Source organism: Rhizobium sp. YTU87027 (genome assembly GCF_050644135.1).
In the GTDB taxonomy this organism is placed as follows: Bacteria; Pseudomonadota; Alphaproteobacteria; order Rhizobiales; family Rhizobiaceae; genus Rhizobium.
The window spans coordinates 1,200,187-1,214,003 of record NZ_CP098440.1 but is presented as its reverse complement, the minus strand read 5'-3'; the positions used below and the strand labels follow the sequence as shown (position 1 = coordinate 1,214,003).

Genomic DNA, 13,817 nt, shown 5'->3' with positions numbered 1-13,817 from the left:
GGGATGGAATAGCATTTCTTGCCAACCTAGCCTTGTGAAGGGAAAAGACCGTTCCTAAACTAAGCGTTCAAAAGAGGCAGAGTCCATGACCGTCCATCCGTCCGTTCTAGAGGCAATCGGCAACACCCCCCTGATCAAGCTCAAGGGCGCGTCGGAAGCGACCGGCTGCACTATTCTCGGCAAAGCGGAGTTTCTCAATCCGGGCCAGTCGGTCAAGGATCGCGCGGCGCTCTACATCATTCGCGATGCAGAGAAGAAGGGCTTGCTGAGGCCGGGCGGCGTTATTGTCGAGGGAACTGCCGGCAATACCGGCATCGGCCTGACGGTCGTTGCGAAGGCGCTTGGCTATCGAACCGTCATCGTCATCCCGGAAACCCAAAGCCAGGAAAAGAAGGACGCCCTGAAATTGCTCGGTGCCGAGCTCGTCGAGGTGCCGGCCGTTCCCTACAAGAATCCGAACAATTATGTGAAGGTGTCCGGAAGGCTCGCCGAGCAGCTGGCGAAGACTGACCCGAACGGCGCGATCTGGGCAAACCAGTTCGACAACGTCGCCAACCGGCAGGCCCATATCGAAACAACGGCCCGCGAAATCTGGAACGATACGAACGGCAACGTGGACGGTTTCATCTGCTCGGTCGGCTCGGGCGGGACGCTTGCCGGGGTGGCAGCCGGCCTCAAGGCGTTCAGCAAGGACATCAAGATCGGCATCGCGGACCCTGATGGTGCCGCGCTCTACGAATTCTACAAGAACGGCGAACTCAAGTCGGTCGGCTCCTCAATTACCGAAGGAATCGGTCAAGGCCGGATCACGGCCAACCTGGAAGGCTTCACGCCCGATTTTGCCTATAGCATTTCGGATGCGGAAGCCCTGCCCTACCTCTTCGACCTCGTCGAGCATGAAGGTCTGTGCCTGGGTGGATCGACGGCGATCAACATCGCCGGCGCGGTGCGCCTTGCCAAGGAACTCGGCCCCGGCCATACCATCGTGACGATCCTCTGCGACTACGGCAACCGCTATCAGTCCAAGCTCTTCAATCCTGACTTCCTAACCTCCAAGGGCCTGCCCATTCCGGCGTGGCTCGCCAAGACGCAAGACATACCGATCCCATACGAACCAGCAGCGTGAGACCCCATGCCCGTCAATGCCCTCTATCGTGACGATTTCTATCTTTCGACATGCGAGGCGGAGGTAACCGCCGTTCACGACGACGGGGGCATCGAGCTGGATCAGACCTGCTTCTATGCAACATCAGGCGGGCAGCCGGGCGATACCGGCTTTCTCGAGCGCGCCGACGGCAGTAAGATCACGCTCGGACAGACGAAGCACGGAGCAACCAAGGACATCATCGTGCATGTGCCGATCGAGAGGCAGGAACAGCCTGCCGTCGGCGAAAAGCTGGTGCTGCACGTCGACTGGCCGCGCCGCTATAAGCTAATGCGAATGCACACCGCCTGTCACCTGCTCTCCGTCGTCTGCTCCTATCCGATCACCGGTGCGGCTGTCGGGGAAGATGAGAGCCGTGTCGACTTCGATATGACAGAGACGATCGACAAGGACGACGTCACCGAAAAACTCATGGAGCTGGTACGGCAGAACCACCCGGTTTACCTGCAGTGGATCACCGATGAAGAACTGGCGGCCAATCCCGGCATCGTCAAATCCAAGAATGTTCGCCCGCCGATCGGGCTAGGCCGGGTCAGCCTTGTCTGCATCGGCGAGAACTCGGCGATTGACAGTCAGCCTTGTGGCGGCACACATGTCTCCGAAACTCAGGAAGTCGGTCAGATTCACATTGCCAAGATCGAAAAGAAGGGCAAGGAGAACCGTCGCTTCCGAATTCGCTTCGGCGCTCCCGGCGACGAAGCCTGAAGCCCAGGGAGAGCAGAATGAGCGAAGAAAAAAGCCGTTTCGTCGTTTCGGCCGATTGGCTGCAGGCGGAACTGGGCAAGGCGGATTTGCGCGTCCTGGACGCGTCCTTCTATCTGCCGGCACAGAAGCGCGATGCCGACGCGGAGTACGCCGCCGGCCATATTCCAGGCGCCATCCGTTTCGATCAGGACAAGATTGCGGATCACTCCGTACCGCTGCCGCACACCATCCCGTCGCCCGAGCTTTTCGCAGCCGAGGTTGGCAGGCTCGGGATCGGAGAAAACGATCGTATCGTCGTCTATGACGGGATCGGGATGTTCGCATCACCACGGGTCTGGTGGCTGTTTCGCGTGATGGGCGCGCGGCAGGTATACGTACTCGACGGCGGTCTCGACGGGTGGAAGTCAGAGGGACGCCCGCTTGAGACAAGCGCGCCTCGCTACGACCCCAAGGTTTTCAAGCCGACCTATGACGCCTCGAGAGTCGTCACTCTTGACACAATGCGGGACATTGTTGCGAGCGGCGCGCTGCAGATCGCCGACGCCAGAAGTGCGGGCCGATTTGCAGCGCTCGAGCCCGAGCCGCGGGCAGGCATGCGCTCCGGCCACATGCCTGGTGCACGGAACCTGCCATCGGGCGTCTTCGCCACTCAGGGTCGCTTCAAGTCGCTGCCGGAGCTCAAACAGACGATCGAGAACGCGGGGATAGATCTTTCGAAGCCCGTCGTCACATCGTGCGGTTCCGGCATCACTGCCGCAATCATTACGCTGGCGCTGGAGTCGCTCGGCCACACCGACAACAAGCTCTATGACGGCTCCTGGAGCGAATGGGGTGGCCGCGAAGACACGCCCGTCGTTACTGGCCCACCAGAACCGATCAAAGCCTGACGCGATGGTGAAGGCGCCCTCTTCTTTGAAAGCCCATATCACCCGCCTGGAAATGACGGCCCCGCCGAAGGCAAGCCTCCCGGTGCCGATCAACATCCAGACGGCGATCATGCGGGCACCCGATATTCCGCTGCCCTTCTACCGCTATCTCTACCGCCAGGTCGGGGCCCGGTGGCAGTGGGTGGATCGTTTGCGCATGGCCGACGAGGATTTGGCCAAGACGCTTCACGACAAGCGCAACAATATCAGCGTCCTTTATGTCAATGGCGCGCCCGCTGGCTTCTACGAATACTTCGTCGAGGATGAAGAGACGATCGAACTCAGCCACTTCGGGCTCTTCGAGCGTGCGCTTGGTCTGGGGATCGGAAAGTGGTTCCTGCTGCAGTCGCTCTACGCGATCTGGACGCTCAATCCGAAGCGGGTGACAACGACGACCAACAACCTCGATCACCCGCGCGCCTTGCAACTCTACCAGATGTTCGGCTTTTCACCGGTCTCCACCGGTTCGGGCATCGTCCGGCCGCTCAGCGACAAGGAACTTCTGGAGTTGAGCAAGAAAGACTGGTGAGTCGGCCAGAAGCTGGAGCCAGGGCTTCGGCAGGAATCGGGTGGTTTCTATCCCGATAGAGGCGCATCTCATGGCAATCAGCAAGGAGATCCGCCATGACCGACATCCGCTTTTCCGCTATGCCCACTGCCGACGCCGAAAATCTCTGGAACGGCGGCACAGACGCCTACGGTTTCCTGCCCGAGACGATGGTCTCCGACGGTCCAGGCCATCCCTGCCGTCATTGCCTGAAGAATATCGATGCCGACGAGGAATTGCTGGTCTTCGCCTACCGGCCGTTTCCGGAGCTTCAGCCCTATGCTGAGACCGGTCCGATCTTCCTCCACAAGCAACCGTGCGAGCGCTATGCTGCGGAAGAGGTCCTGCCGCCGGTCTTGACCAGCCCGGATTTCATCGTGCGCGGCTACAATGCCGAAAACCGCATTGTCTACGGCACGGGCGCTGTGACACTGACGCCCGATATCCGCTCCTATGCCGCCCAGCTCCTGGAGCGGACGGACATCGCCTATGTGCACGTGCGCTCGGCGCGCAACAACTGCTATCAGTGCCGCATCGACAGATGACAGCAAAAACGGCCGGTCGCAGGAGAATGCGACCGGCCCTGCCTCACGCGACGCGATGGGATTTACGCTACGTTCAGTACGCTTTCCGGTGCGTAGGCTTCATAGCCCAGAGCTTCGGCCACCGGCTTATTGGTGACGCGGCCCTTGTGGATGTTGAGACCGTTCCTGAGGTGACGATCCTCCGCGATGGCACGCAGCCCACGGTCGGCAAGCGCCAGACCATAAACCAACGTCGCATTGTTCAGGGCATGCGCCGAAGTGACCGGCACCGCGCCTGGCATGTTAGCGACGCAATAATGCACCACGTCATCGACAACATAGGTCGGTTCGGAATGGGTCGTCGCATGCGACGTCTCGAAGCAGCCACCCTGATCGATGGCGACGTCAACGATGACAGAGCCACGCTTCATGCCCGACAGCATTTCACGCGTGACAAGTTTCGGTGCGGCGGCTCCCGGAATAAGCACAGCGCCGATAACGAGATCGGCCGAAAATACTTCCTCTTCCAGCGCCTGAATGCTGGAATAGCGGGTGTGGACACGACCGCCGAAGATGTCGTCGAGCTGGCGCAGGCGCGGAAGAGACTTATCGAGGATGCTGACGTCGGCACCGAGGCCCGCCGCCATCCTGGCTGCATGCAAGCCGACCACGCCGCCGCCGATGACCGTGACCTTGGCCGGCAGCACGCCGGGCACGCCGCCGAGCAGGATGCCAAGGCCGCCATTGGCCTTCTGCAGCGCGGTCGCGCCCGCCTGGATTGACAAGCGTCCGGCAACCTCGGACATCGGCGCCAGAAGTGGCAGGCCGCCGCGATCATCCGTCACGGTCTCATAGGCAACTGCGGTGACGCCGGAAGCAAGCAGACCTTTGGTCTGTTCCGGATCGGGGGCGAGGTGGAGATACGTATAGAGAATTTGGCCGTCGCGAAGCTGCGCCCACTCGGACGGCTGCGGCTCCTTGACCTTTACGATCATGTCACACTTCTCGAAGATCTCCTTGGCCGAGGCAGCAATCTTTGCGCCAGCAGCCGCGTAGGCGGCATCATCGGCACCAATGCCAGCGCCTGCCTTGGTTTCAACCCAGACCTCATGGCCATGAGCGACATATTCACGAACGGATGCAGGTGTCAGGCCGACACGATATTCATGATTCTTGATTTCCTTCGGGCAACCGACACGCATTGGGCGTTCCTCTCTTTTTGTTCGCTTGGCGGAGTGTTTTGACGAGGAAATCCAACCACCACAGCCGCGAAATGTCCTTGCAAAGAAGGTTTGCGCCGACGCTAATTTTCGAAGATTATTGCAAATTCGAGCAAATAATCGAAAGTTCTTCGAATGTCCGAACTCGACACCATCGATCTTGCGATTCTGAAGACACTTCAGTCCAACGCGCGCATCACTAATGCCGATCTTGCCGCCAAGGTTGGCTTGTCGGCATCGGCCTGCTCGCGGCGGCTTGATATCCTGGAAAAGAGCAGCGTTATCAGCGGCTATCACGCGCACGTCTCTCACAAGTCACTCGACTATAAGATGATCGCGGTGGTGCATATCTCCCTATCCGGTCAGTTTGCGAAGACGCTTTCGGAATTCGAGGCCGCCGTTAAACGCTGTCCGAACGTTCTCGTCTGCTATCTGATGTCAGGCGAATATGACTACATTCTCCGTGTTGCCGCCCGCGACCTCGAGGACTACGAGCGCATCCACCGCGACTGGCTCTCGGCGCTTCCGCACGTTGTTAAGATCAATTCCAGCTTTGCCCTGCGGGAAGTCATCGACAGACCAAATGTCGGGCTTTGACTGAAGAGCCAAAAATCGCCAGACAGTTCTTGCATCGGAGTGGCAGCTTCGTTACCCCTTGCCTGATCCTCCGCAGCAAGACGCACGCATGAAATCCAAGACCCAAGGCTATATCTTCGTCCTGCTCGCGATCACCATTTTCTCGCTGCAGGACGGCATCTCGAAGCATCTGGCATCCGCCTACCCGCCCGTCTTCATCACCATGATCCGCTACTGGGCCTTCGCCGCCTTCACCGTAGCGCTTGCCAGCAGGATGAGAGGTGGCTTGAAGCAGACGGCGAAAACCAGGAGGCCGCTGCTGCAGCTGATCCGGGGCATTTTGCTGGCCGCCCAGGTTGTCGTCGTCATCAACTGTTTTGCGCTGATCGGCCTTGCCCACTCACAGGCAATCTTCTCAGCGACGCCGATTCTGATCGCGTTGCTCTCGATGCCCATCCTCGGAGAGCGGGTCGGCTGGCGTCGCTGGACGGCGATTGGTGCGGGTCTCGTCGGGGTGCTGCTGATCCTCAAGCCGGAAGGCGGGTTCTTCGACTTTAAGCTGCTGCTTGCCGTCTTCTCGTGCTTCCTCTTCGCCTTCTACGTCATCGCCACGCGCCTCGTCAGTAGGGACGATTCGGCCATGACAAGCTTCTTCTATACGGGCGTCGTTGGCGGCATCGCCATGTCGTTGGTCGGTCCCTTCTATTGGACCTGGATGTCGGGCTGGGATTGGGGATGGATGGCGCTTGTCTGTCTAACCAGCATATCGAGCCACTATTTTCTCATTCGCGCCTACGACATGCTGGATGCAGCGGCAGTTCAACCGCTGACGTATCTACAGCTCGTCTATGCATCGATCATCGGCGTATTGATCTACAATGAGAAGCTGAGCCTGAACATGATCGTCGGCTCGGCAATCGTCGTCGCGGCAGGCATCTTCACCGTATGGCGGGAACACGTCGTTGCACGCAGGTCACGTTCGCGATCGGCATCTCCACAATTTTAGATCGAGCTATTAAAGCATTCTCAACGTTCGCCCCATAGAATTCATCCGTATGTTTCTGGTGGAGCGTAACATGCAACGCAATCTGAATATCATTACCCGCAAGGCCGAGCGCCGGTCCTGCCGCATATTCGGCAAGGTCCGCTATCTCACCAGAGAAGTGGATGCTCGCATCCTCGACATGTCGATTACCGGCATGGCCGTCGAAATCCGGGCACCGATTCATGCCGCGTCCGGTAGCCGTGTACAGATTCTTGCCGATGATCTGGGCACGCTGCAGGGCATCATCCGCTGGAGCCACAATGGCCGTCTGGGAATTCAGTTCGATCCGAACTCCAATGCCCGTGCGCAGGTGGCATCATACTTCCGATTCTTCCACAAGGAAGTGAAACCGGTCCTGACACGATAATTCCCCTGTCATTTTCAGGGTTTACTCCTTCGCAAATCACCCTAGTCTCGCCTGCGGGGCCGGGCGGTCAGTGATTTTCAAAGGAGTTTTCATGTCTTCCATTCTCGATCTGCCGCCAATGACCCGCCGCTCTTTGCTTGGCGGCATTGCCGCGACGTCCGCACTGATCCTGCTTCATCCCTTTAGCGCGCGCGCAGCCGCCAATCAGGCTCATCTGCGTCTGATGGAAACGACGGACATTCACGTCAACGTCTTTCCCTATGACTACTATGCCGACAAACCGAACGACACGATGGGGCTGGCGCGCACGGCGACGATCATCGACAACATCCGCGCGGAGGCTGCCAATTCGCTGCTGATCGACAACGGCGACGTGCTGCAGGGCAACCCGATGGGCGACTATATGGCCTATCAGAGCGGCATGAAGGACGGCGACGTGCACCCCGTCATCAAGGCCATGAACACGCTCGGCTACACCGTCGGCACGCTCGGCAACCATGAATTCAATTATGGCCTCGACTTCATGTTCAAGGTGCTGAACGGGGCAAACTTCCCGTTCGTTTGCGCGAACCTGACGAAGGGCCAACTCGCGTCCAACCCGACGAAGGACGAGCTGTTTTTCAAGCCGTACATCATCGTCGAAAAGACCATCAAGGACGGCGCCGGTAAAGAAAGCCCGGTCAAGATCGGCTTCATCGGCTTCGTCCCGCCGCAGATCATGCTTTGGGACATCAAGAACCTTGAAGGCAAGGCGCAGACGCGCGACATCGTTGAGGCAGCCAAAGCCTGGGTACCTGTCATGAAACAGGAAGGCGCGGATATCGTGATCGCGCTTTCGCATTCCGGCATCGACGGCGCGGCCCCATCCGAGAAGATGGAGAATGCATCCCTGCATCTTGCCGCAGTCGACGGGATCGACGCGATCTTCACCGGGCACCAGCATCTCGTGTTCCCCGGCCCGAAGACCTGGGACGGCATTCAGAACGCCGATCCGGTGAAAGGCACATTGCACGGCAAGCCGGCAGTGATGGCGGGCTTCTGGGGCTCCCATCTCGGCCTGATCGACCTCCTGCTGGAGAAGGACGGCAAAGGCTGGAGGATCGTCGACTTCACCTCCGAAGCCCGACCGATCTACCATCGCGATGACAAAAAGAAAGTCGTCGCCGACGTCGCGGACAAAAAGGACGTTATCGACGCCGCAAAGGCCGAGCACGAGGCAACGCTCGCTTATGTGCGCATCCCGGTCGGCAAGACCTCGGCGCCGCTCTATTCCTATTTCGCGCTGGTCGCCGACGATCCTTCCGTTCAGATCGTTAGCCAGGCACAGACGTGGTACATCAAGCAGATGTTGGCCGACACAGAATACAAGGACCTCCCGGTGCTTTCGGCGGCAGCACCCTTCAAGGCCGGCGGTCGCGGCGGCGCGGACTACTATACGGACGTGCCCGCCGGCGACATCGCGATCAAGAACGTCGCTGACCTCTACCTCTATCCCAACACGGTCCAGGCCGTCGCCATCACTGGCGAGCAGGTGAAGAACTGGCTGGAAATGTCAGCCGCCATGTTCAACGAGGTGAAACCGGGATCGAAGGATGCGGACCTGCTGAACAACGCCTTCCCATCCTACAACTTCGATGTGATCGACGGCGTCACCTATCAGATCGACCTATCGCAGCCGCGCAGGTTCGATGATGACGGCAAGCTGATCAATGCCGATTCAAACCGCATCCAGAACCTGCAATTTGACGGCAAGCCCATTGATCTCAAGCAGAAATTCGTTGTCGTCACCAACAATTACCGCGCGGGCGGTGGTGGCAAATTTCCGGAAATTGCTGCCGACAAGGTCATCTTCCAGGCGCCCGACACGAATCGCGACGTCATTGTCCGCTTCGTACACGAGGAGGGCACGATCAATCCCTCGGCCGACGGGAACTGGACGTTCAAACCACTGCCGGGGACGACAGCCGTCTTCCAGAGTGGTCCGAAGGCCAAGCAATTCCTCGCGGACGTGAAAAGCGTGAAGATCGAGGATGCCGGCGAAGGCACCGACGGCTTCTCGAAGTTCAGGCTGATACTCTAGATGTGAGCTTCAGGAGGGCGCGGGAAATCCGCGTCCTCTTACTCGGCGGCAATCGGCAAATCAGGCGGCGACAGCTCGGCCAGTTGAGCTGTAAAATCGGCGTGCCTGGGACATTGCTCGAGCCTCACCCGAAACGCATCGATCATCCAGCTAGCCGCCGGACCCGGCGGGCTGGCAGTCCGTCTCATGGCATAGATCGGATATTCTCCCTGCTCGAAAGCCGGCAAGTCGAGATGGACCAAAGCACCACTTCTCAGATCGTTGCGAATAAGCGAGGCGGGCAAGCCGCCCCAACCCAGCCCGCCGCGGATGAGAGAGTGTTTCGTCGCAACGTCGCTTACCCGCCATGTCTTGTAGGAAAGCACATTGAAATCACGGCCTTTTGTTAAGCCCGATGCATCCGTCACCACCAACTGCGTCTCCTCGCGGACATCCGCCAGGGTCAACGGTCTACCGATCTTCGCGAGCGGATGATCATGTGCGGCAACGGGCATCATGAAGGAGTGTCCTATTTGTTCTGCAACAAGCGCGTCATGCTGCTTGAGCAGAGCGCCGCCAATGCCAATCGTTGCCTTGCCGCTCAAGACGAGATCCATCACCACGCCAAGTTCGCCCACCGTCAAACTGAGCGCCACGGACGGGAATTTGTCGCGGAACCCGCGCAGCACGTCGACGACCGCGTGCGACGGCACCATGACGCTGATCGCGACGGAGACTTCGGCCTCCAGCCCTTCCTTCAGCCCTTTCACGCGGGCGCGCATTACCTCGAGATCGGAGACAAGCCGCCGCGCATCTTCGAGGAGGGCCTTGCCCGCCTCCGTCAGCTTCGGCTGCCTTGCGCCGGAGCGCTCGAAAAGCGGCACTTCCAATTGAGCTTCAAGGTTGGCGATCGTGTAGCTGATGACCGATTGAGCACGGTTTAGCGAGCGCGAAGCGGCCGAAAAGCTGCCCGTTTCCGCAACGGTGAGGAACACCTGCAACTGGTCGAGTGTGGGATTCGGAAGCATCTTCCATCCAATCTATCGATGATTTCGATCGACATTATCACAGTTTTTTCGATAGTCAGCCAGACCTATTTTCTGCCTCGAAACAGCGGCTCGAAGCTCCCTACAAGAGCCGAGAACTCCAATTCGAGAGGAAATTCAAACATGTCTTCCATCCTGCTTCTGACGTCCAGCCCGCGTGCAGACTCGCTTTCCACCACGATCGCCGTTGACCTTGTCGAAAAGATCAAGGCCCAGCAGCCAGGCAGCGCCGTCGTTCGTCGCGACCTCGCCGCCAACCCGCTGCCGCACATTGATGATCTCTTCACCGCTGCCATCCGCAAGCCCGCCGATGACCGCACCGCCGCCGAAGCCGCAGCCGTGAAGACGTCGGACGAACTCGTTGCTGAACTGCTTGCAGCCGATACGATCGTCATCGGTACCGGCCTCATCAACTTCAACATCTATTCGTCGCTGAAGACCTGGATCGACAACGTCGCCCGCGCCGGCCTTACCTTCAAGTACACCGAAAGCGGCCCGGTTGGCCTTGCCACCGGCAAAAAGGTCTACGTCGTTCTTGCTTCCGGTGGCGTTTACTCGCAGGGTCCGGCAGCCGGCATGAACCATGCGGTTCCGTATCTGAAGTCGGTCCTCGGCTTCCTCGGTATCACCGATATCGAAACGATCTACGTTGAAGGCCTCGCCTTTGGTCCGGAAGCTGCCGAGAAGGCAATTGGCGCCGCCAAGGCCCGCGCCGAGGAAATCGCCCTCGCCGCCTAACAGGTGTCAGAACCGATGTTTGAAACGGCCGGTACTCACCGGCCGTCTTCATTTTGTGCCGAAGTCGTTCACGAAGGCCTTTACGGTATCGAGTATCTCGCCGGCAAAGGCTTCATCGTTCGAGATCCGGGCAAGACCCAGCGCGCCGGTCATGAGGCAGGACGCAATAATCGCCTGGCGGCGGGCTTCCGCCGCGTCCGTGGCGTTCGTCCGCGCCTGCATGTTGCGCATGTTCGTTTTTATTTGGTCGGTCGCGAGCGACCGACATTTCTCGCCGCCGCGCGCCATATCAGCCGCGAGGGCCGCGAACGGGCAGCCGCCGGCCGTATCGTCTCGATGTTCCCCGCTCAGGTATGTCGCCGCATACTCCTGCAACGTAATGTCCTCCGGAGCCCGCCCTTCCGCCCGGACCTTCGCGGACCAGGCGCCGAAGGCCGATTGCATCGCCTCGGCCACCAGTTCGTCACGCGACGCGAAATGCTTGTAGAAGCCGCCGACCGTCAGCCCCGCCTCCTTCATCAGATCCGCGACGCCCACGCCTTCCAGCCCCTTCTCGCGCAGACGTCTCGAAGCGATCTGAACGATCCTCTCATGCGTCTTGCGCTTATCCTGCTGTGAGTGACCCATGAAAATTCTCTCCGGCACTTATTGACGCATGAGGATTATAATCGTAATCCTTCTGGATATCGATCATAATCCAGATCGCGAAAGTTTCCAAGAGGAGTCATTCAATGCGCCTGCAGAACAAGGTCGCCCTCATCACGGGCGGAAACAGCGGTATCGGTCTTGCCACTGCCAAGGTCTTCCTTGAAGAGGGGGCTAGGGTGATCATTACAGGCCGCAATCCCGAGACCCTCGCGGCCGCCGAGAAGGCGTTGGGCAGCAACGTGCTCACGCTGAAGCTCGACGTGACTGATGTAGCTGCCACGGAACGGGCATTTGCGGAAGCAGCTGCCAAATTCGGGAAGTTTGACGTGCTTTTCGCAAATGCAGGAATCGGTGGCGCCACTCCGTTGGGCGCAACGTCGCTGGAGCAGTTTAACACCATTATCAACACGAACCTCACGGCCGTCTTCTTTACGGTCCAGGCCGCGCTTCCGCATCTGAACGATGGCAGCTCCGTCATCCTCAACGGATCGGTGCATGCGGTGCTTGGTGCGCCCGGCTGGTCGGCCTATGCCGCTACGAAGGGTGCGGTACGTGCCATGACCCGCAACATGGCTTCCGAGCTTGCCCCGCGCGGCATCCGCGTCAATCAGGTCACGCCGGGTGGCACCAAAACACCGATCTGGCAACCAATGGCGTCGACGGCGGATGCAATGTCCGCGCTTGAGGCCAGGCTGGGCGGCATGAGCCCGCTCGGACGCATGAGCGAAGCGGAAGAGATCGCCAAGGCTGCGCTCTATTTTGCCTCAAGTGACTCGAGCAACGTCACAGGGATCGAAATTGTGGTCGATGGCGGTGCGACGAGCGCACCCTCCGGCGCCAAGATATTCCGCGCCAGTTAAGCGCTAGCCGGTTTTCACAAGCCCAGGCTTGCCAACAACGCAATTGCGGCCGCCTTTCTTTGCCTGATAGAGCCGTTCATCCGCGGCCGAAAGAACAGTTGTGAAGCTTACTCCATCGGTGTCGGCTGTCGCCACACCGATGCTGACGGTGACGGGTTTGCCATCCGGCGTCTTGACGCTGCTTGCAATCGTCCAGCGCAAGCGCTCGGCAAGTCGCATTCCCTCGGCATGGTCGGTTGCCGGGCAGACCGCGACAAATTCCTCGCCACCAAAGCGGAAGACACGGTCGGCCGATCGCAAAATGGTCCCTAGGCGAAGCGTGATTGCCTTCAACACCTCATCTCCCTGCAAATGCCCGAAGCGGTCATTGACCGCCTTGAAATGGTCTGCGTCCAGAATGATCACCGTAGCGAACTGCCCTTGCCGCAAGGCTTCGCGGACCATGACCGGCGCTTCCATCTCCATGCGCGTGCGATCGTAAACGCCGGTCAGAACGTCCCTGCCCGTCCGGTTCAGCAGATCGTTGTAACGCTCACGAAAGGTGAGATCACTGAAGATATCGCTGATCGGCCGCACGCTCGCCGGAATACCGTCGCGGCGTATCCAAATCTCGTAGACCGCAAAGAGCACGGTGTAGACACAGACGGCGAACATCTTTGCCCTCCACCCGTCCCAGAAGGCGGAGGCCGGAATCTCAAGGAAATAGTGCAATGCACCGAAGAACCCGATCTGATCGAAAGTCAGGAGGACGAAGCCACAGATCATGAAGCGTAAAATGATCCTGCGCCTCAGATAGCGACCGAGGCGCTCGTACAGCAAGATGATGCCGATGGAATCGAGATACAGGAGCGTTGTGCCCCACACCATGAGCCAGCCCATTTCCTTGAGGAAATCGAAGTTCGCTCCGTCGCCGCGGGGGAGATCGATCGGCGTATGCAACTGAAGCAGCCACGCTACGGCCACCGTCAGGATGTTGCCGAGAAACAAGCCGTAGATCGGTTGGCGAACCGTAGCGGCATCTTCTTGCAAATACAGCATCAGGATCATCATCAGCTTGCCGGCGAAGAACACCGACGAACCGGGCGACGCAACGCCGAATGGCAGCGCCACGTAAAACACTGCCGCAAGATAAGTTTCCATGAAATGCATGACGCCGAGGGCAGTGAGAAACACGCCCAAGCCGAGGCGATGACGGAAATGCAGCAGCGTCACCATGAGCGCGAAATAGCCAACAGCCTCAATGGCAAACAGCAGCAGGTTAAAGGCTTGCATCAGGTGCCTCTCGCATCAGCGCCCGAGACGGCGCCGCGCCAAGAATCGGCGGCTGCGAACATGAGTGGCTGTCTGTGTGTAGTGTAAGGCACGTGGTTGTCCTGCAAGGCTCCAGACAC

Annotated in this window: 14 protein-coding genes and 1 pseudogene; 11 read left to right on the top strand and 4 right to left on the bottom strand. The window is 59.2% G+C overall.

From position 1 onward, the window contains the following. Positions 1–85 precede the first annotated feature (85 nt). The 5 genes from NBG89_RS06155 to NBG89_RS06135 all read left to right on the top strand — a co-directional run bounded on the left by NBG89_RS06155 (position 86) and on the right by NBG89_RS06135 (position 3,888). On the top strand, positions 86–1,126 hold the full coding sequence (locus NBG89_RS06155) for a cysteine synthase A (RefSeq protein ID WP_431322098.1): 1,041 nt from the start codon (positions 86–88) through the stop codon (positions 1,124–1,126). 6 nt (positions 1,127–1,132) lie between these two features. After that, positions 1,133–1,870, top strand: a complete 738-nt coding sequence (locus NBG89_RS06150; protein ID WP_431322097.1) for an alanyl-tRNA editing protein — start codon at positions 1,133–1,135, stop codon at positions 1,868–1,870. 17 nt (positions 1,871–1,887) lie between these two features. Beyond that, complete coding sequence (gene sseA, locus NBG89_RS06145) at positions 1,888–2,757, top strand: 3-mercaptopyruvate sulfurtransferase (protein ID WP_431322096.1); 870 nt, start codon at positions 1,888–1,890, stop codon at positions 2,755–2,757. 4 nt (positions 2,758–2,761) lie between these two features. After that, entirely contained in the window at positions 2,762–3,325 is a 564-nt protein-coding gene (locus NBG89_RS06140) for a GNAT family N-acetyltransferase (RefSeq protein WP_431322618.1), read from the top strand. 95 nt (positions 3,326–3,420) lie between these two features. Then, positions 3,421–3,888: a DUF1203 domain-containing protein gene (locus NBG89_RS06135; RefSeq protein ID WP_431322095.1), complete on the top strand. Its 468-nt coding sequence runs from the start codon at positions 3,421–3,423 to the stop codon at positions 3,886–3,888. Positions 3,889–3,950: 62 nt separating this feature from the next. Here the strand turns inward: NBG89_RS06135 and ald are convergent, their stop codons facing one another. After that, the gene (ald, locus tag NBG89_RS06130; RefSeq protein ID WP_088694761.1) at positions 3,951–5,069 is read right to left on the bottom strand and encodes an alanine dehydrogenase; all 1,119 of its coding nucleotides are present in this window, start codon (positions 5,067–5,069) and stop codon (positions 3,951–3,953) included. Between the two features lie 153 nt (positions 5,070–5,222). Between ald and NBG89_RS06125 the strand changes: the two genes are divergently transcribed. The 4 genes and pseudogenes from NBG89_RS06125 to NBG89_RS06110 all read left to right on the top strand — a co-directional run bounded on the left by NBG89_RS06125 (position 5,223) and on the right by NBG89_RS06110 (position 9,155). Further along, positions 5,223–5,684, top strand: coding sequence for an Lrp/AsnC family transcriptional regulator (locus NBG89_RS06125; RefSeq protein WP_431322094.1), 462 nt, complete (start codon positions 5,223–5,225; stop codon positions 5,682–5,684). A gap of 88 nt (positions 5,685–5,772) precedes the next feature. Next, on the top strand, positions 5,773–6,669 hold the full coding sequence (locus tag NBG89_RS06120) for a DMT family transporter (protein WP_431322093.1): 897 nt from the start codon (positions 5,773–5,775) through the stop codon (positions 6,667–6,669). Positions 6,670–6,739: 70 nt separating this feature from the next. Continuing rightward, positions 6,740–7,066 (top strand): annotated as a pseudogene (locus NBG89_RS06115) (PilZ domain-containing protein); the annotation flags it as partial. A gap of 100 nt (positions 7,067–7,166) precedes the next feature. Continuing rightward, positions 7,167–9,155, top strand: coding sequence for a bifunctional 2',3'-cyclic-nucleotide 2'-phosphodiesterase/3'-nucleotidase (locus tag NBG89_RS06110; RefSeq protein WP_431322092.1), 1,989 nt, complete (start codon positions 7,167–7,169; stop codon positions 9,153–9,155). 38 nt (positions 9,156–9,193) lie between these two features. Here NBG89_RS06110 and NBG89_RS06105 read toward each other — a convergent pair whose 3' ends face one another. Continuing rightward, positions 9,194–10,162: a LysR family transcriptional regulator gene (locus tag NBG89_RS06105; RefSeq protein ID WP_088694756.1), complete on the bottom strand. Its 969-nt coding sequence runs from the start codon at positions 10,160–10,162 to the stop codon at positions 9,194–9,196. A 141-nt stretch (positions 10,163–10,303) separates the two neighbouring features. Here NBG89_RS06105 and NBG89_RS06100 point away from each other — a divergent pair, with 141 nt between their 5' ends. Further along, positions 10,304–10,918: an FMN-dependent NADH-azoreductase gene (locus NBG89_RS06100; protein ID WP_088694951.1), complete on the top strand. Its 615-nt coding sequence runs from the start codon at positions 10,304–10,306 to the stop codon at positions 10,916–10,918. 48 nt (positions 10,919–10,966) lie between these two features. Here the strand turns inward: NBG89_RS06100 and NBG89_RS06095 are convergent, their stop codons facing one another. Next, positions 10,967–11,545: a TetR/AcrR family transcriptional regulator gene (locus tag NBG89_RS06095; RefSeq protein ID WP_431322091.1), complete on the bottom strand. Its 579-nt coding sequence runs from the start codon at positions 11,543–11,545 to the stop codon at positions 10,967–10,969. Between the two features lie 104 nt (positions 11,546–11,649). Between NBG89_RS06095 and NBG89_RS06090 the strand changes: the two genes are divergently transcribed. Next, positions 11,650–12,426: an SDR family NAD(P)-dependent oxidoreductase gene (locus NBG89_RS06090; RefSeq protein WP_431322090.1), complete on the top strand. Its 777-nt coding sequence runs from the start codon at positions 11,650–11,652 to the stop codon at positions 12,424–12,426. 3 nt (positions 12,427–12,429) lie between these two features. Here the strand turns inward: NBG89_RS06090 and NBG89_RS06085 are convergent, their stop codons facing one another. Continuing rightward, positions 12,430–13,701, bottom strand: coding sequence for a diguanylate cyclase (locus NBG89_RS06085; protein WP_431322617.1), 1,272 nt, complete (start codon positions 13,699–13,701; stop codon positions 12,430–12,432). Positions 13,702–13,817: the final 116 nt, after the last annotated feature.